The organism is Streptomyces sp. NPDC046203, assembly GCF_040646255.1.
GTDB lineage: Bacteria > Actinomycetota > Actinomycetes > Streptomycetales > Streptomycetaceae > Streptomyces.
Map to the genome: position 1 here is coordinate 14,679 of NZ_JBEYZX010000052.1, position 16,840 is coordinate 31,518.

At 73.7% G+C, this 16,840-nt stretch carries 15 protein-coding genes; 3 read left to right on the forward strand and 12 right to left on the reverse strand.

Features of this window, described 5'->3' with window-relative positions; all coding sequences use genetic code 11:
- Positions 1-76: 76 nt before the first annotated feature.
- Together ABZ990_RS26975 and ABZ990_RS26980 are read right to left on the reverse strand one after the other, a co-directional pair.
- Positions 77-1,216, reverse strand: a complete 1,140-nt coding sequence (locus tag ABZ990_RS26975; RefSeq protein WP_361236782.1) for an AI-2E family transporter — start codon at positions 1,214-1,216, stop codon at positions 77-79.
- A gap of 427 nt (positions 1,217-1,643) precedes the next feature.
- Positions 1,644-1,838: a DUF3046 domain-containing protein gene (locus ABZ990_RS26980; RefSeq protein ID WP_361236733.1), complete on the reverse strand. Its 195-nt coding sequence runs from the start codon at positions 1,836-1,838 to the stop codon at positions 1,644-1,646.
- Positions 1,839-1,917: 79 nt separating this feature from the next.
- Between ABZ990_RS26980 and ABZ990_RS26985 the strand changes: the two genes are divergently transcribed.
- Positions 1,918-2,853: a hypothetical protein gene (locus tag ABZ990_RS26985; RefSeq protein WP_361236736.1), complete on the forward strand. Its 936-nt coding sequence runs from the start codon at positions 1,918-1,920 to the stop codon at positions 2,851-2,853.
- Positions 2,854-2,914: 61 nt separating this feature from the next.
- Here ABZ990_RS26985 and ABZ990_RS26990 read toward each other — a convergent pair whose 3' ends face one another.
- The 3 genes from ABZ990_RS26990 to ABZ990_RS27000 all read right to left on the reverse strand — a co-directional run bounded on the left by ABZ990_RS26990 (position 2,915) and on the right by ABZ990_RS27000 (position 4,915).
- Positions 2,915-3,223 (reverse strand): AzlD domain-containing protein, encoded by a 309-nt coding sequence (locus ABZ990_RS26990; RefSeq protein ID WP_361236739.1) that lies wholly within the window; start codon positions 3,221-3,223, stop codon positions 2,915-2,917.
- Complete coding sequence (locus ABZ990_RS26995) at positions 3,220-4,008, reverse strand: AzlC family ABC transporter permease (RefSeq protein ID WP_361236742.1); 789 nt, start codon at positions 4,006-4,008, stop codon at positions 3,220-3,222. The genes ABZ990_RS26990 and ABZ990_RS26995 overlap by 4 nt, the downstream gene beginning before the upstream one ends.
- A 127-nt stretch (positions 4,009-4,135) precedes the next feature.
- The gene (locus tag ABZ990_RS27000) at positions 4,136-4,915 is read right to left on the reverse strand and encodes an AraC family transcriptional regulator (RefSeq protein WP_361236785.1); all 780 of its coding nucleotides are present in this window, start codon (positions 4,913-4,915) and stop codon (positions 4,136-4,138) included.
- A 626-nt stretch (positions 4,916-5,541) separates the two neighbouring features.
- On the opposite strand from ABZ990_RS27000, the gene ABZ990_RS27005 reads away from it, so the two are divergent.
- Positions 5,542-10,251 carry an ATP-dependent helicase gene (locus ABZ990_RS27005; RefSeq protein ID WP_361236745.1) on the forward strand — a complete coding sequence of 1,570 codons (4,710 nt, stop codon included), beginning with the start codon at positions 5,542-5,544 and terminating at the stop codon, positions 10,249-10,251.
- Positions 10,252-10,258: 7 nt separating this feature from the next.
- Positions 10,259-11,041 carry a DNA-formamidopyrimidine glycosylase family protein gene (locus ABZ990_RS27010; RefSeq protein WP_361236748.1) on the forward strand — a complete coding sequence of 261 codons (783 nt, stop codon included), beginning with the start codon at positions 10,259-10,261 and terminating at the stop codon, positions 11,039-11,041.
- Positions 11,042-11,078: 37 nt separating this feature from the next.
- Here the strand turns inward: ABZ990_RS27010 and ABZ990_RS27015 are convergent, their stop codons facing one another.
- From ABZ990_RS27015 to ABZ990_RS27045, 7 genes are all read right to left on the reverse strand, one after another.
- On the reverse strand, positions 11,079-11,477 hold the full coding sequence (locus ABZ990_RS27015) for a hypothetical protein (protein ID WP_361236751.1): 399 nt from the start codon (positions 11,475-11,477) through the stop codon (positions 11,079-11,081).
- 155 nt (positions 11,478-11,632) lie between these two features.
- A complete protein-coding gene (locus tag ABZ990_RS27020; protein ID WP_361236754.1) occupies positions 11,633-12,103 on the reverse strand; it encodes a DNA starvation/stationary phase protection protein in 471 nt (156 codons plus the stop codon).
- Between the two features lie 377 nt (positions 12,104-12,480).
- The gene (locus ABZ990_RS27025; protein ID WP_359877594.1) at positions 12,481-12,864 is read right to left on the reverse strand and encodes a helix-turn-helix transcriptional regulator; all 384 of its coding nucleotides are present in this window, start codon (positions 12,862-12,864) and stop codon (positions 12,481-12,483) included.
- Between the two features lie 109 nt (positions 12,865-12,973).
- Positions 12,974-13,507 (reverse strand): nicotinamide-nucleotide amidohydrolase family protein, encoded by a 534-nt coding sequence (locus tag ABZ990_RS27030; RefSeq protein WP_361236759.1) that lies wholly within the window; start codon positions 13,505-13,507, stop codon positions 12,974-12,976.
- Positions 13,504-14,178 carry a CDP-diacylglycerol--glycerol-3-phosphate 3-phosphatidyltransferase gene (gene pgsA / locus ABZ990_RS27035; protein WP_361236762.1) on the reverse strand — a complete coding sequence of 225 codons (675 nt, stop codon included), beginning with the start codon at positions 14,176-14,178 and terminating at the stop codon, positions 13,504-13,506. Before pgsA ends, ABZ990_RS27030 begins: the two co-directional genes overlap by 4 nt.
- Entirely contained in the window at positions 14,175-15,707 is a 1,533-nt protein-coding gene (rimO, locus tag ABZ990_RS27040) for a 30S ribosomal protein S12 methylthiotransferase RimO (protein ID WP_361236765.1), read from the reverse strand. The genes pgsA and rimO overlap by 4 nt, the downstream gene beginning before the upstream one ends.
- Before the next feature lie 94 nt (positions 15,708-15,801).
- Complete coding sequence (locus ABZ990_RS27045; RefSeq protein ID WP_361236768.1) at positions 15,802-16,632, reverse strand: helix-turn-helix domain-containing protein; 831 nt, start codon at positions 16,630-16,632, stop codon at positions 15,802-15,804.
- Between the last annotated feature and the right edge of the window lie 208 nt (positions 16,633-16,840).

A 16,840-nucleotide genomic window follows, 5' to 3' on the forward strand; every position in this document is an offset into this window, starting at 1 on the left:
CCGCGTCTGCCGGAGCCCTGGAATCACGGGGGGGTGCCCGGCGCGGAATCGGCGCCGGGCGAGCCGGCAGCGACCCCTAGCCCTCGGATCCGGCCTCCCCGGCCGCTTCCTTCCTGGCGTGCAGCGCCTTCTGGAGACGGGCGAGGACCGCCTCCCCCTGACCCCGGTGGCCGTGGACGCGCGGGTCCTCGGTGACGTCGTACCGCTTCACGTAGGCACCGAGGAACGCCTGGAGGGTGGCGACGGCCGGGATGGCGATCAGCGCGCCGACCGCGCCGAGCAGCGCGGTGCCCGCGATGACCGAGCCGAAGGCCACGGCGGGATGGATGTCGACGGTCCTGGACGTGAGCTTCGGCTGGAGCACGTAGTTCTCCACCTGCTGGTACACCACCACGAAGACCAGCACCCACACCGCGTACCAGGGGTCCACGGTGAAGGCGATCAGCATCGGCAGCGCGCCCGCCAGATAGGTGCCGATCGTCGGGATGAACTGCGACACCAGACCGACCCAGACGCCGAGCGCCGGCGCGTACGGCACGCCCAGGATCTCGAAGAGCACGAAGTGCGCGACACCGGAGACCAGCGCCATCAGACCGCGCGAGTAGAGGTAGCCACCGGTCTTGTCGACGGCGATCTCCCAGGCCCGCAGGACCTCCTTCTGCCGGGCCGGCGGCAGGACCGAGCACAGCCCGCGGCGCAGCCGGGGCCCGTCGGCGGCGAAGTAGAACGCGAACAGGAAGATCGTCAGGAGCTTGAACATCCCGCCGAGCAGGGTCGTCGAGACGTCCAGCACGCCCGACGCGCTGTTCTGCACGTACTTCTGCAGCCAGTCGGACCGCAGCAGGCTGTCCTGGACCTCCAGCCGGGACAGCTCGGTGTGGAAGTGCTGGTTGGTCCAGTTGATCAGCGAGTCGAGGTACTGGGGGAAGTTCTCGACCATGTCGACGATCTGGCCCGCCAGCATCGAGCCGAGCATCGCGACGAAGCCGGCGCCCGCGAGCAGGACGCCGGAGAAGACGAGGAAGGTCGCGACACCCCGGCGCATGCCGCGGGCCGCCATCCGTCCGACGGCCGGCTCGATGGCCAGGGCCAGGAAGAAGGCGAGCAGGATGTTGAGCAGCAGGCCGATCAGCTGGTGGAAGGCCCAGCTGCCGAGCTGGAAGCAGGCGTAGAGCGTGAGGGCGAGCACCAGGGCGCGGGGCAGCCAGCGGGGCATCCGGGCGCCGGCGGGCGCGCCGGCCCGGTCCGTGCCGCCGAAGCCGCCCGCGCCCTCGGCCGGGGCGGGCGCGTGCTCCCCCGGAGCCGGTGCGGACTCGGCCGGGGAGGGCGCCGGGACGGTCGCCACCGCGGTGGCGGTGGCGCCACCGGCACCTCTGCCCGTGGCTGTGCCTGCGCCTGCGCTTGTGCCTGTGCCTGTGCCTGTGGTGCCGTCGGCGCTCAGGGCCTGTCCGGCGGGCGCCGCACTCCGTCCCGTACCGCCGTCCCGGGCATGCTCGGCACGGCTGCCGCGACCGGCACGGCCGGCGTCGCCGGCCGCCCGGTCCGTGTCACGGTTCTCGTCATCGGTCTCGTCGTTCGCGTCAATCGGGGCCACTCAGCCAGTCTCGCGCACCTCGCGGACATTCCCCGCCGACCCCCTCACATCACCGCTTCTCGGCGGGCACACCGACGACCGAGCAGACCGCCCGCCAGACGTCCTTGGCCTCCCAGCCCGCGTCCAGTGCCTGATGCACCGTGCGCCCGCCGAGTTCCGACATCACATGGTCCCGGGCGAAGGTCTCGGCAGAGGACGGACCGAAGTGGTCGGTCATGCGTTCCCAGAAAATCGTCAACCGCATGACCCCAGTATCCCGCCCTCAGGAGTGCAGCCGGGGCCGAAGCCCTTGTCAGACGCGCTTTCCCCCCTACGGTCTGAGCATGGCCGGAATTCCTCCAGAAACCACCGCTCCGTCCGCGTCGCCGCTCGCGCGGGCCGAGCACTTCGTCTGGCTGACCGCCCGCGTGCTGGAACAGCGCCGGTTCGCCTATCACTTCCTGCGCGGCGGCGCCGACCCCGTCGAGGCGGCCCTCACCGCGTACCTCGGCGAGGACGGCGGCTACGGGCACGCGCTCGAACCCGACCTGCGCGGGCCGGTCAGCCGGCCCCTGCACACCGCGCACGCGCTGCGGGTCCTCGACTCCATCGGCCGCTGCGGCGGGCTGCGGATCGAGCGGATCTGCCGCTATCTGACCGACGTGTCCACCTACGACGGGGCGCTGCCCGCCGTCCGCCCCGCCCAGCGCGGATACCCGCCGGCCCCGTTCGTGCCCGTCGTCGACGACCCGCCCAGCGCGCTGCTCGCCACCGGTCCGGTGGTCGGTCTGCTGCACCGCAACCAGGTCTGGCACGCCTGGCTGTTCCGGGCCACCGAGTTCTGCTGGGCCGCCGTGGACGCGCTGGAGAAATCCCATCCGTACGAGGTCCAGGCGGCGATCGCCTTCCTTGACGGCGTCCCGGACCGAGCCCGCGCGCAGGCGGCGAGCGACCGGCTCGGGCGCATGGTCCGCGAGCAGCGGCTCGCGGTGCTCGATCCGGACCGGCCGCAGGACTACCCGCTCGCCGACGGGTACGCGCCCGGGGAGCACCACTATCCGCACGACTACGCGCGCGTACCGGACTCGACGGCCCGCCTCTGGTTCACGGACGAGGAGATGACGCGCTCCCTCGACCATCTCGCGGCGGCGCAGCAGGAGGACGGCGGCTGGCCCGTCACCTGGCGGCAGTGGGCACCGGGAACGGCCCTGGAGTCGCGTCCGATCGTGACCGTGGAGGCATTGCGGACGCTGCGCGCGCACGGTCGCCGGATCGGCTGAGCCCAGGGCCGGGGTCTGGGGTCTGGGGCCGGGGTCTGGGATCCGGGGGCCTGGCGGGGCGTCAGCCGCTCAGGGCCCGTACTCCCGCCGTGACCAGCACCGCCACGGCGACCACGACCAGGAACGGGGCCCGCAGCAGCAGCGCGACCGCGGCGGCCCCGAGTCCGGCGGCGCGGGCGTCGAGGACGAGGGCGCCCTGGGCGCTGAAGGTCTGCTGCGCGGTGAGGGCGGCGAGCAGGGCGACCGGGAGGAGTGAGGACAGACGCCGGACGAGGGGACGTTCCAGGGTGTCGGCCGGGACGAGCAGGCCGAGCAGTTTGACCAGGTAGCAGCCGGCGGTGGTCAGCGCGATGGCGATCCAGACGTTCATCGGGCACTCCCCTCGCCCCGGCGCGTCCCCCGCAGCCAGAGCACGAGCGGCGCGGCGAGCGCCGCGACGAGGACGGGCACCCCGGCCGGCAGGACCGGCAGCAGACCGAGCCCGAGGAGTACGGCGAAGGCCGCGGTGGCCCGCTCGGTGGCGGTCCGCAGCATCGGCGCGAGCAGGGCGAGGAAGACGGCGGGCCCGGCCGCGTCCAGGCCCCACGCGCCGGTGTCGCCGATGGCCTCGGCGCCGAGCGCGCCGAGCAGCGTGGTCACGTTCCACAGCACGTACAGCGTCACACCGGTGACGGTGAAGCCGAGGCGGGCGGCCTTCCGCGTGGGCTGGGCGAGGGCGACGGCCGTGGTCTCGTCGATCACCCACTGCGCGGCGAACGGACGGACGATCCGGCGCAGCGCCAGTACCTGCGACAGACGCAGTCCGTAGAAGGCGTTACGGGTGCCGAGGAAGAACGCCCCGGCCGCCGCGGTGAACGGGTTGCCGCCCGCCGCGAGCGCGCCCACCAGCGCGAACTGCGAGGCGCCGGTGAAGACCAGCAGGCTGAGCGCGCAGGTCTGGAGCAGGCTGAGGCCGGAGCCCGCCGAGGTGACGCCGAAGGCGAAGCCCGAGAGCCCGACGGCCACCCCGACCCCGAGGGCGTCGCGGACCACGGCGGCGTCGCTCTTGGGGGTCGCGGACTCGGGTGCGGGGGTGGGGAGGGAAGCGGTGATCGGATCCGGATCCGGGGCGGGCCCGGTGCCGGGTATGTCCAGGGGAGCTGTCTGTTCTGCCACGTCGGCGACGGTACGGGTCAGGTCGTACGGGAGTCTTGTACGTTCTTGCGCGCCCCGCGCCCCGCGCCCCGCGCCCCGCGCGCGTGCCCCGCGCGCGTGCCCGCACCCCGCCCCGGCGCCGCGCCGGTCAGCGGCTCCTCCCCCGCTGGTACGCGCCGGGCGGCACGCCCACGCTCCGGGTGAAATGGCGGTTGAGGTGCGGCTGGTCGGTGAAGCCGACGGCGAGGGCGGCCTCGGCCGGCGGCACGCCCGCGTCGAGGAGCCGCCGGGCCCGCCGGACCCGCGCGTCGGTCAGCCAGGTGTGCGGCGGCATCCCGTACACGGCCCGGAAGGCCCGCAACAGTGCGAAGGGGCTGGTGCCGAGGTCGGTGGCGAGCCGCTCCAGGGTCGGCGGATCGGCCATCCGCTCCTCCAGCACCGCACGCGCGCGTGCCGCGTCCCGCGCCCCCGCCGCGCGCGAGGGCAGCGGCGTGACCCGGCCCCCGTGACTGCGCAGCACCCGCGCGGTGACCAGGCGCAGCAGGCTGTCGGCGGCCAGCGCGTTGCCCTCCTCGGCGGCCCGGTGCACGGCGACGACGAGCCGCGCCGCGTACGGGTCGTCCACGACGGGCTGGATGAACCCGGCGTCGCCGCGCAGCGCGAGCGTGTCGTCCGCGATGGACCGGATCAGTCCGGGGTCGGGATAGATCGTGCGATAGGTCCAGCCCTCGGGCACGCCCGCGTGCCCGGTGTGCGGGGTGTCCGGGTTGACCAGGGCGATCTGGCCGGGTCCCGCGTGGACGAGGTCGCTGCCGTAGTGGAAGGACTCGACGCCCTCGGTGATGGCGGCGAGGACGAAACTCTCGTGGGTGTGCCGGGAGAACGACTTCCGTACGTAGCGGGCGTGCAGCAGGTCGACCCCGGGCAGGGCGGCGGGCCGCCAGTAGCGGGCCCGCTCGCCGGTGTCCCGCCGCCGCGCGGACTCCTCCGGCCGTCCCTGATCGTCTGCCGATCGCGCCTGATCGTGTCCTGGCTGTTCCGGATCGTGTCCCGGCCGTCCCGCGTCGGCGGGTGCGCCACTGCGGTCGCCCTCGGTGACGGAGTGCCCGCGCGGCCCGCTCGTCCGACGGCCGGGGAGCGCCGTATCGGAGTCCGCCCGCTCCCGACCGGCCCGCTCCCGACCCGCCCGGCCCTGGCCGGCCCGGACCGAGTCCGGTTCGCCCGGACCCACGCCCTCCGGCCCCGCGGACGACCCCACACCCTCCGCCACGGACGGCCCCGCGCTCTCCGAACCCGCCGTCTGCGGCCCCACCGTCTCCCGACCCGGGCCCTTCGGCCCCTGGTCGCCCGGGCCCGTACCGTCCAGGCTGGGACCGCCCCGGCTCGGACGGCCGGGGCCCAAAACGTTCGGGGTCCGGCCCGCCGGCCCCGGTCCGTCCGCGTCCCTGCTCGCCATGCCCTCATTGTCGCCCGGCCGGCCCCGCCACGACCCGCCGCCGAACGGGTTTCCCCAGGTCCGGGCGGTTGTCAGTGGCGGGGTGCACGATGGGGGGCATGGCCGGTTCCGCGCTCGACACCTTCTCCCCCGCGACCCGAAGCTGGTTCACCGGGGCCTTCTCCGCGCCCACCGCCGCGCAGGAAGGCGCCTGGCGGGCCATCGGCGCGGGCTCGGACGTGCTCGTCGTGGCGCCGACGGGTTCCGGCAAGACGCTGGCCGCGTTCCTCGCCTCGCTCGACCGGCTGGCGGCCACTCCCCCGCCCGCCGACGCCAAGAAGCGCTGCCGGGTGCTGTACGTGTCACCGCTGAAGGCGCTCGCCGTGGACGTCGAGCGCAATCTGCGCTCGCCGCTGACCGGCATCCGTCAGGAGTCGGTCCGGCTCGGGCTGCCCGAGCCGGACATCAGGGTCGGCATCCGCTCCGGCGACACGCCTCCCGCCGAGCGGCGGACGCTCGCGACCCGGCCGCCGGACATCCTCATCACCACCCCCGAGTCGCTGTTCCTGATGCTGACCTCGGCCACTCGCGACGCCCTCGCGGGCGTGGAGACGGTGATCCTCGACGAGGTGCACGCGGTCGCCGGGACCAAGCGCGGCGCGCATCTGGCGCTGTCCCTGGAGCGGCTCGACGAGCTGCTGCCCCGCCCCGCCCGCCGGATCGGGCTGTCGGCGACGGTACGGCCGGTGGAGGAAGTGGCGCGGTATCTCTCGCCGATGCGGAAGGTGGAGATCGTCCAGCCGCCGTCGGCCAAGGAGTTCGACCTGTCGGTGGTCGTGCCGGTCCAGGACATGGGCGAGCTGGGCGGCGCACCGTCGGCCGACGCCTCCGGCGGACCGGAGGGCGGCGGGGACAAGCCGTCGATCTGGCCGCATGTGGAGGAGCGCATCGCCGATCTGGTGCAGGCGCACCGCTCGACGATCGTCTTCGCCAACTCGCGCCGGCTCGCCGAGCGCCTGTGCAACCGGCTCAACGAGATCGGGTACGAACGGGCCACCGGCGAGGCCCTGCCCGAGGGCGGCCCGCCCGCCGAGATCATGGCCCAGTCCGGCGCGGCCCTGGGCGCGCCGCCGCTGCTCGCCCGGGCGCACCACGGCTCGGTCTCCAAGGAACAGCGCGCCCAGGTCGAGGAGGACCTGAAGGCGGGCCGGCTGCCGGCCGTGGTGGCCACATCCAGCCTGGAACTGGGCATCGACATGGGCGCGGTGGACCTGGTCGTCCAGGTCGAGGCGCCGCCGTCGGTGGCCTCCGGGCTCCAGCGGGTGGGCCGCGCGGGGCACCAGGTCGGCGCGGTGTCCACCGGGGTGGTCTTCCCCAAGTACCGGGGCGATCTGGTGCAGTCGGCGGTGGTGACCGAGCGGATGCGCACGGGCTCCATCGAGTCGCTGCGCGTCCCGGCGAATCCGCTGGACGTGCTGGCCCAGCAGCTGGTGGCGATGGTCGCGCTCGACACCCGGCCGGTGGACGAGCTGCTGGCCACGGTGCGGCGGGCCGCGCCGTTCGCGGCACTGCCGGAGTCGGCGTTCACGGCGGTCCTGGACATGCTGGCGGGCCGTTATCCGTCGGACGCGTTCGCCGAACTGCGCCCGCGCGTGGTGTGGGACCGGGTGGCGGGGACGGTGACGGGCCGGCCCGGCGCGCAGCGGCTCGCGGTCACCTCCGGGGGCACGATCCCCGACCGGGGCCTGTTCGGGGTGTTCCTGGCCGGTTCGGACCCGAAGAAGGGCGGGGGCCGGGTCGGCGAGCTGGACGAGGAGATGGTGTACGAGTCGCGGGTCGGCGACGTCTTCACCCTCGGCACCACCTCCTGGCGCATCGAGGACATCACCCGCGACCGGGTCCTGGTCACGCCCGCGCCGGGCGTACCGGGACGGCTGCCGTTCTGGAAGGGCGACCAGCTGGGCCGGCCGCTCGAACTGGGCCGTGCGGTCGGCGCGTTCCTGCGCGAGGTCGGGGCGCTCGCGCCCGAGGACGCCCGGCTGCGGCTGCTGGCCGCCGGGCTCGACGCCTGGGCCGCGGACAATGTGATCGCGTATCTCGCCGAGCAGCGCGAGTCCTGCGGACACGTACCGGACGACCGGACGATCCTGGTGGAGCGGTTCCGCGACGAGCTGGGCGACTGGCGGGTCGTCGTCCACTCCCCCTTCGGGGCGCAGGTGCACGCGCCGTGGGCGCTGGCCCTCGGCGCCCGGCTGGCCGAGCGGTACGGGCTCGACGCGCAGGTGATGCACGCCGACGACGGGATCGTGCTGCGGCTGCCCGACGCGGATCTGATGGGCCTGGACCTGCTCGACGGCACCTCCGGCGACGCCGTGGACCCGGCCCGGCTCGCCGAGACGGCGTACGACAGCGAACAGGCGCCGGTCGGGGCGGCCGACGCCGTCTTCGACCAGGGCGAGATCGAGCGGATCGTCACCGACCAGGTCGGCGGCTCGGCCCTGTTCGCGTCCCGGTTCCGGGAGTGCGCGGCGCGCGCCCTGCTGCTGCCCCGGCGCAGCCCCGGCCGCCGTACCCCGCTGTGGCAGCAGCGGCAGCGGGCGGCGCAACTGCTCCAGGTGGCGAGCGAGTTCGGCTCCTTCCCCATCGTCCTGGAGGCGGTCCGCGAGTGCCTCCAGGACGTCTTCGACGTCCCCGGGCTGCGCGAGCTGATGGGCGACATCGAGTCCCGCCGGGTCCGTCTGGTGGAGGTGACCACCCCCGAGCCGTCGCCGTTCGCCCGCTCCCTGCTGTTCGGGTACGTCGCGCAGTTCCTGTACGAGGGCGACTCGCCGCTCGCCGAGCGGCGGGCGGCGGCGCTCTCCCTGGACTCGCGGCTGCTCGCCGAACTCCTCGGCCAGGCCGAGCTGCGCGAGCTGCTGGACCCGGAGGTGCTGACCGAACTGGAGCGGGAGCTCCAGTGGCTGACGGAGGACCGGCGGATCAAGGATGTCGAGGGTGTCGCGGATCTGCTGCGGGTCCTCGGGCCGCTGACGGACGCGGAACTGACCGAGCGGGGCGCCGGATCCGGCTGGGCGGAGGAGCTGGGCCGGGCCCGGCGGGCGATCCGGGTGCGGATCGCGGGCGCGGACCACTGGGCCGCGATCGAGGACGCGGGCCGGCTGCGCGACGCCCTGGGCACGGCGCTGCCGGTGGGCGTACCCGAGGCGTTCACCGAGCCGGTGAAGGACCCGCTGGCCGATCTGCTCGCCCGCTACGCCCGGACCCACGGGCCGTTCACGTCCTCGCAGGCCGCCGCCCGGTTCGGGCTCGGCCCTGCGGTCACCGACGGCGCGCTCCAGCGGCTGGCCGCCGGGGGCCGGGTGGTGGCGGGCGAGTTCCGCCCGCAGGGCGCCGAGGCCCCGTCCGAGGAAGCGCTGCGGACCGCCGTATCGGAACTGGGCACCGGTCAGGAGTGGTGCGACGCCACCGTGCTGCGCCGGCTGCGCCGCCGGTCCCTCGCGGCGCTGCGCCAGGAACTGGAACCGGTGCCGCCCGCCGCGCTCGCGACCTTCCTGCCGCAATGGCAGCACCTGGGGAGCAGCGGTCTGCGCGGGATCGACGGACTGGCCCGCGCGATCGAACAGCTCCAGGGCGCGCCGGTGCCCGCCTCCGCCCTGGAGAAGCTGATCCTGCCGTCCCGGGTCCGCGACTACACCCCGGGGCTGCTCGACGAACTGACCACCACCGGCGAGGTGGTGTGGGCGGGCGCGGGCTCGCTGCCCGGTAAGGACGGCTGGGTCGCGCTCTACCTCGCCGACGCGGCGCCGCTGCTCCTGCCGCCACCGCACCCGCTGGAGCTGTCGGGGCTGCACGAGTCGGTGCTGGCGGCCCTGTCCGGCGGATACGGGCTGTTCTTCCGTCAGATCGCCGACCAGGTACGGGCCACCACCCACCCGGACACGACGGATCCGCAGCTCGCCGACGCGCTGTGGGACCTGGCCTGGTCGGGACGGCTGACCAACGACACGCTCGCCCCGCTGCGTTCGCTCCTCGGCTCGGGCCGCACCGCCGGATCCACCGCGCACCGGGCCCGGCGCACGGTGCCGCGCGGCCGGTACGGGACGCTGAGCGCCGCGGCCCGCCCGGTCTCCCGCAGCGGCCCGCCGACGGTGAGCGGCCGCTGGTCGCTGCTGCCGCCGCCCGAACCCGAGCCCACCCACCGCGCGCACGCCCTGGCCCGTACGCTGCTCGACCGGCACGGTGTGGTGACCCGGGGCGCGGTGGCCGCCGAGGGCGTCGAGGGCGGTTTCGCGGCGACGTACCGGATCCTGTCGGCGTTCGAGGACAGCGGGCAGGCCCGGCGCGGCTATGTGGTGGAGGGGCTGGGCGCGGCCCAGTTCGCGATGGAGGGCGCGGTGGACCGGCTGCGCGCGGCGGCGACCGCCCGCGACCGGGGCGCCGAGGAGGGCACCGGGCCGAGGGCGATGGTGCTCGCGGCGGCCGATCCGGCGAACGCGTACGGAGCGGCCCTGTCCTGGCCGGAGCCGCCCACCGGAGCCGGGCACAAGCCGGGCCGCAAGGCGGGCGCGCTGGTGGTCCTGGTCGACGGGGAGCTCGCCCTCTATGTGGAGCGCGGCGGCAAGTCGGTGCTGTCCTGGGCGGGCGGTCCCGACGCGCCGGCCCTGCGCGCGGCGGCCGAGGCGCTGGCGGCCTCGGCCAAGGCCGGCGCGCTCGGTACGGTCACGGTGCAGCGGATCAACGGGGAGGCCGCGCTCACCTCGCCGCTCGCCCGCCCGCTGGAGGCGGCCGGTTTCCACGCCACGCCCCGGGGCCTGCGGCTGCGGGCATGATGACCCCATGCCCGAAGGAGACACCGTCTGGTACGCGGCCCACCGGCTCGACGCGGCGCTCGCGGGCCGGGTCCTCACCCACGCGGACCTGCGGGTGCCGCGTTTCGCGACCGCCGATCTCACCGGCCGCCGGGTCCTCGGTGTCGTGCCGCGCGGCAAGCATCTGCTGGCCCGGATCGAGGGCGGGCTGACGCTCCACTCGCATCTGCGGATGGACGGGGCCTGGCGGGTGTACGCGGCCGGGGAACGCCCTCGGGGCGGCCCGGCCCACCAGATCCGGGCGGTGCTCGGGAACACGGAGTTCACGGCGTACGGCTATCGGCTGCCGGTCCTGGAGCTGATCCGTACGGCTGAGGAGAGCAAGGTGGTCGGGCATCTCGGGCCTGATCCGCTCGGCCCGGACTGGGATCCGGCGGAGGCCGTCCGCCGGCTGACCGCCGATCCCGCGCGCCCGCTCGGCGAGGCCCTGCTCGACCAGCGGAACCTGGCGGGCATCGGCAATGTCTACAAGTCGGAACTGGCGTTCCTGGCCGCCGTCGCGCCCTGGCTCCCGGTCGGCGAGCTCGGCCCCGGGGTGCCGGACCGGCTGGTGGCCACCGCGCACCGGCTGCTGGAGGCCAACAAGGACCGGCCGGACCGTCGGACGACCACCACCCGCCGTATGGGTGAACGGCTGTATGTGTACGGGCGTGAGGGCCGGCCCTGCCCGCGCTGCGGCGCCCCGGTGCGCAAGGCCGAGTCGGGGGACCGGGTGACGTACTGGTGCCCCGCCTGTCAGCGGGGCGCGTAGGAACCGCGTATCCGGACCGGGTCCGGGAAGCCGTGCCTCAGAAGCCGTCCCGCTCGGGCACCTCCGACGCCCCGGCCCCCTTCGAGCCATCGTCCGGAACTCCTGGAACCCCCGGGGCCCCCACGCCCTCATCCGGCACACCGGACCCACCGCCCCCGACAGCCCCACCGGACCCACCACTCCCACCGCCGGCCCCGGCCACTCCACCGCCCCGCGCCGCCCAAGCCCCCACGACCCCGCGCCGTCCCGAGGAGGCGGCCACGTGTACCGGCAGCAGGCTCAGCCCCCAGCCGCCCGCGGCCACCACCCCCTCGACCGGCCCGGTCTCCCCCGGCACCAGCAGCAGACGCAGCGCCGCCCACCACCAGAGCCCTCCGGCCACCAGTCCGGCCGCGACCAGCATGAGCGTCACCAGCGGAACCCGTCGCCGCACCATGGCCGCCTCCTCCGGTCGACGCTAGCCCCGCGGGATCACCCGGCGGGAGGGCGCACAGGAGGCAGGCCCGGCGCACGCACCGCGTATCGCCGGCCCCGCCGTTCCCGGCACCGCGCCGGACGTCACCCTGGCCACCGCCTCGCGCGCCCTCACCCTCAGGCGCTCTCCGCCTGGTACATCCAGCTGTGCTTTTCCAGGTCCGCGGTGAGCGCGATGAGGATGTCCTGGCTCACCGGGTCCGGGTCGCCGGTCACGTCGATCCGCTCCCGCATCCGCGCGACGACCGCGCCCAGCGCGTCCACCAGGAGCCGTACCGCGTCCACGTCCTTGATCCAGCCCTCGGGCACATGGCCGATCGCGCTGCTGGACGCGACGGTCGCGGCGCGCCCGTCCGGGTTCGCCCCGATCGCCGTGGCACGCTCGGCCACGATGTCCGAGTGCGTCCGGGCGGTGGCGACCACCTCGTCCAGCTGGAGGTGGACGGAGCTGAACCGGGGGCCGACCACGTTCCAGTGGACCTGCTTGGCCACCAGCGACAGATCGACCAGGTCGACGAGCGCGCCCTGCAGTGCGCCGCCGACCGTCTTGAGCTGGGCCTCGGACAAGGGGCTCTTCACGACGGACATTCGGGTTCTCCATTCGGTCGCGTGTCGCGTGGCATCGGCGCGTGGAACGGCGCGCGGCGCACGGCATACGGCGCGGGGCACATGGTTCGTCACCCCATGCCGTATGCCGCATGTCCACCCACCATGGCACGCCTCACCCGAATCCGGCATCTCAAACCAAACCAACCCAAGGGCCGTGAAGTCCCGCGCGAACAAAGGCGGCAGGCAGGGCAGCGGGCACGGAGGCGGGGGCGCGACGGCGGACACCCCACGAGCGCCAAGCGAGCGCCAAGCGCGCACCCACCGAGCACCCGGCAACCACAGAAAGAAGCCCCGACCGGCACCCTCGTGAGGGCACCGTCCGGGGCTTCGAACCGATCCTGTGGTGTCAGGTGGTGTCAGGCGGCGACGACGTCGACAGCCTTCGCGGGCGCCTTGATGGTCACCCGCTCGGTGGGCACACCGCCCACCGACGTCACCGACACCGAATTGAGCATGGGTCGCACCGGCGCCGGCACCGGTTCGCTCGCGGCGGCCGACGCGGCCAGTTCGGCCAGCGACAGCTCGTCGCTCACTTCGCGCATCAGCTCGGACATCCGTACGTCCAGCGCGTCGCAGATCGCGGAGAGCAGCTCGGAGGAAGCCTCCTTCTGCCCCCGCTCCACCTCGGAGAGATAGCCGAGTGAGACTCGGGCGGACGAGGAGACTTCGCGCAGAGTACGGCCCTGGCGCTGGCGCTGCCGACGCAGCACGTCACCCAGCAGGCGACGGAGCAGAATCATCGGTGGCTCCCTCCTCGGACCGCGTAGCCGCATCCTTCACGCCCCACCGTACCGCCTCGCGCCGCGGCCGTGCGGGGAGCGATGTCGTGTTCACTCATGGCTGCAAACATCAATCTCCCCCGTTCTGTTCCGTATCCTGTGCCCGCGCATTTCCCGGCTGTTCGCCGTCGAGCTGGGCCCGCAGCAGGGCGAGCACGCTCCGTACACTCTCTGTACGGATGTCCGCCCGGCCGCCGTTCAACCGCAGCGCGGTCACCTTTCCCGTTCCCGCGTCGTGCGCACCGGGTCCGGCGACGGCGACGTACACCGTCCCCACCGGCTGCCCGTCCTGCGGGTCGGGTCCCGCCACCCCCGTCGTCGCGATGCCCCAGTCGGCTCCGAGCAGCTCCCGTACACCGGCCGCCATCTGCGACGCGACCTCGGGATCGACCGCTCCCCGCTCCGCGAGCAGGGCCCCGTCCACCCCGAGCAGCCGCTCCTTCAAAGGAGTGGCGTAAGCGGTGACCGAGCCGAGGAAACTGCGGGACGCACCCGGCACCCCGGTCAGTTCGGCCGCCACCAGACCGCCCGTGAGGGACTCCGCGACAGCGAGCGTGTGATCACGCTCCGCGAGCAGTTCCAGCACCCGGGCGGCTTCGTTCATCGTGCGTCGGCCCTCTCCGCCGCTTCGGCCGCTTCGGCCGCGAGTCCCTGGCGGCGCAGGACGACGGCCTGTCGCACATAGTCCAGACCGGTGACGACGGTCAGCACGACGGCCACCGCCATCACCCAGAAGCGCAAGGTGGCGAGCGGACCGGTGAGCATGAGGACGTACATGCCGACCGCCGTGCCCTGTGCGAGGGTCTTCATCTTGCCGCCGCGGCTGGCCGGGATCACTCCGTGCCGGATGACCCAGAACCGCATCAGCGTGATGCCCAGCTCACGGGCGAGGATCACCGCCGTCACCCACCACGGCAGATCGCCGAGCCAGGAGAGGCTGATCAGTCCGGCCGCCATGATCGCCTTGTCGGCGATCGGGTCGGCGATCTTCCCGAAGTCCGTGACCAGGTTGTACGTCCGGGCCAGGTGTCCGTCGAAGACATCGGTGATCATGGCGACGGCGAACGCCGCCCAGGCCCAGGCGCGCCAGGCCGGGTCGTGTCCGCCGTCCTGGAACAGCAGCACCACGAAGCCGGGCACGAGGACGAGCCTGACCATGGTCAGGATGTTGGCGATGTTCCACAGGCTGGCCTGATTGACGGCCGCAGTGCCCAGCTTGCCTCGGGGCGCCGGCCTTCCGGTCCCGCCCGTCGCGGATGCCGGGACTCCGGTCATCTGCCCGCCTCCTCGATCAGACACGCGGCCACCAGGTCGACACCCTCGGTGCCGACGACCTTCGCCGTGACCATCCGGCCGGGGGCGAGGTCCAGGCCCTCGGTCGAGTCCGCCGTGAGGACCACCTGTCCGTCGGTCTCGGGCGCCTGGTGCGCGGCCCGGCCGATCCAGCCGCCCTCGCCGTCGTTCTCGTCCTCTTCGAAGGACTCGACCATCACTTCCAGGGTCTCGCCCATGCGCTCTTCCGCACGCTGGGCGGTGAGCTCCTCGGCGAGCCGGGACAGATGCGCGAGCCGCTCGTCGACCACGTCCTGGGGCAGCTTGTGCTCGTACGTGGCGGCCTCGGTGCCGTCCTCGTCGGAGTAGCCGAAGACGCCGATGGCGTCGAGCCGGGCGTGCGTGACGAAACGCTCCAGCTCGGCGAAGTCCGCCTCGGTCTCGCCGGGGAAGCCGACGATGAAGTTGGAGCGGGCGCCGGCCATCGGGGCCTTGCCCCGGATGGTCTCCAGCAGCTCCAGGAAGCGGTCGGTGTCGCCGAAGCGGCGCATCCGGCGCAGCACGTCCGGGGCGCTGTGCTGGAAGGACAGGTCGAAGTACGGGACCACCTTGTCGGTGGAGGTCAGTACGTCGATCAGGCCGGGGCGCATCTCGGCGGGCTGGAGGTAGCTGACCCGGACCCGCTCGATGCCGTCGACACCGGCCAGCTCGGGCAGCAGGCTCTCCAGGAGCCGGATGTCGCCGAGGTCCTTGCCGTAGGAGGTGTTGTTCTCGGAGACCAGCATGATCTCCTTGACGCCCTGCTCGGCGAGCCAGCGCGTCTCGTTCAGCACGTCGGAGGGGCGGCGCGAGACGAAGGAGCCGCGGAAGGACGGGATGGCGCAGAAGGAGCAGCGGCGGTCGCAGCCGGAGGCCAGCTTCACCGAGGCGACGGGGCTGGTGTCCAGGCGGCGGCGCAGCGGGGCGCGCGGACCGGAGACGGGCGCGACGCCCTCGGGGAGGTCGCTGGGCACGTTCTCGGGGGCGGTCGCCGGGGCGGCGGCCGGCTCCTCGGCCGCGGTGCCGTGGCCGGGCAGGGCCACGCTCTCGGCGGCCTTCTGGCGCTCGACGGGGGACAGCGGGAGCAGCGAGCGCCGGTCGCGCGGGGTGTGCGCCTCGACGCTGCCTCCGCTGAGGATGACCTGGAGACGGTTGGAGATGTCGGCGTAGTCGTCGAAGCCGAGCACACCGTCGGCCTCGGGGAGGGCGTCGGCAAGTTCCTTGCCGTAGCGCTCGGCCATGCAGCCGACGGCGACGACGGCCTGGGTGCGGCCGTGGTCCTTCAGATCATTGGCTTCGAGAAGGGCGTCGACGGAGTCCTTCTTGGCGGCTTCGACGAAGCCACAGGTGTTGACGACGGCGACGTCCGCTTCCTCGGCGTTCTCGACGAGCTCCCAGCCGTCCGCTGCCAAGCGGCCTGCGAGCTCCTCCGAGTCCACCTCGTTACGGGCGCAGCCGAGAGTGACAAGGGCGACGGTACGGCGTTCGGGCATGGGCTCAAGACTACTTCGTCCCGGCCGCGTCTTCGTCGCGCAGGGTTCACCCTGGCGACGAACACACGACCGGGACGCCGGACGGGGGGCCTGGTCAGCCCGCCTGAGGGTCGCCCTTGGCGTACGACAGGCGCTCGACCTGGCCGGACTCGAAGCGGTCCTCGACCTTCTTGCCGTTCACGTACAGCTCGATCGGACCGGCGTTGCCGAGGATGAGATCGACGCGCTCGTCGTCCTGGAAGGTCTTGGACTGGCCGGCCAGGAGCAGCCCGTCGAAGAGCAGCTTGCCGTCGTGGGCCTTGGCGGAGATCCAGCTCTTGTCGTCGGTCGCGGTCAGCTTGACGGTGACCTTGTCCTGGGGGACGGCGGCGATGGCGCTGTCGGAGGGGACGGGCTTGGGAGCGGCCGGCTTGGCCGGCTTCGGCTTGGCGGGTGCGGAGGCGCTGGTCGCGGGGGCGGGGCCCTCGGCGGCCGAGCCGCCGCCGGCCGGGGCGTCGGTCCCGTTGAACATCGTGAAGCCGACGAAACCGACGACGGCGACGATCGCGGCGACCATGGCGGCGGTCCAGTTGGGGCGCCTGGGCTCGGCGCGGATACGTTCCGCCTCGAACAGCGGCGCCGCCGGGGTCGGCGCGGGACGGCCGCCGTGCTCGGCGTCGTACCGCTCGATCAGCGGCGCCGGATCGAGCCCCACGGCGCGCGCGAGCGTACGGATGTGTCCGCGCGCGTAGACGTCGCCGCCGCAGCGCGAGAAGTCGTCGTCCTCGATCGCGTGCACGATCGGGACCCGCACCCGGGTGGAGGCGCTGACCTCCTCTGCGGTGAGACCGGCGGCGATACGGGCCTGCTGGAGGGCACGACCGATGGATTTCGGGTCGTCTGCCGGGAAGTACCGGTCGTCTTCGGGGGAGTTGCCGATGGACACGAGAGCGCCTTTCGAGCGTGTAACCACCTGCTGGAGGTTCAGTCTATGGCTGGTACGAAAGGGTGGGGCAACCGGGCGGGGGAGGTTTGTACGCCAGAGGAAGGGGGCAATTGCCGCCCCCTTCTCCCCTGACGTGCGGTCGGCGGAAAGGGTTGCTCCGGTTTCCTCACGGACGGGTCTCGGCCGGATCTCGCCGGGGGGCCGGCTG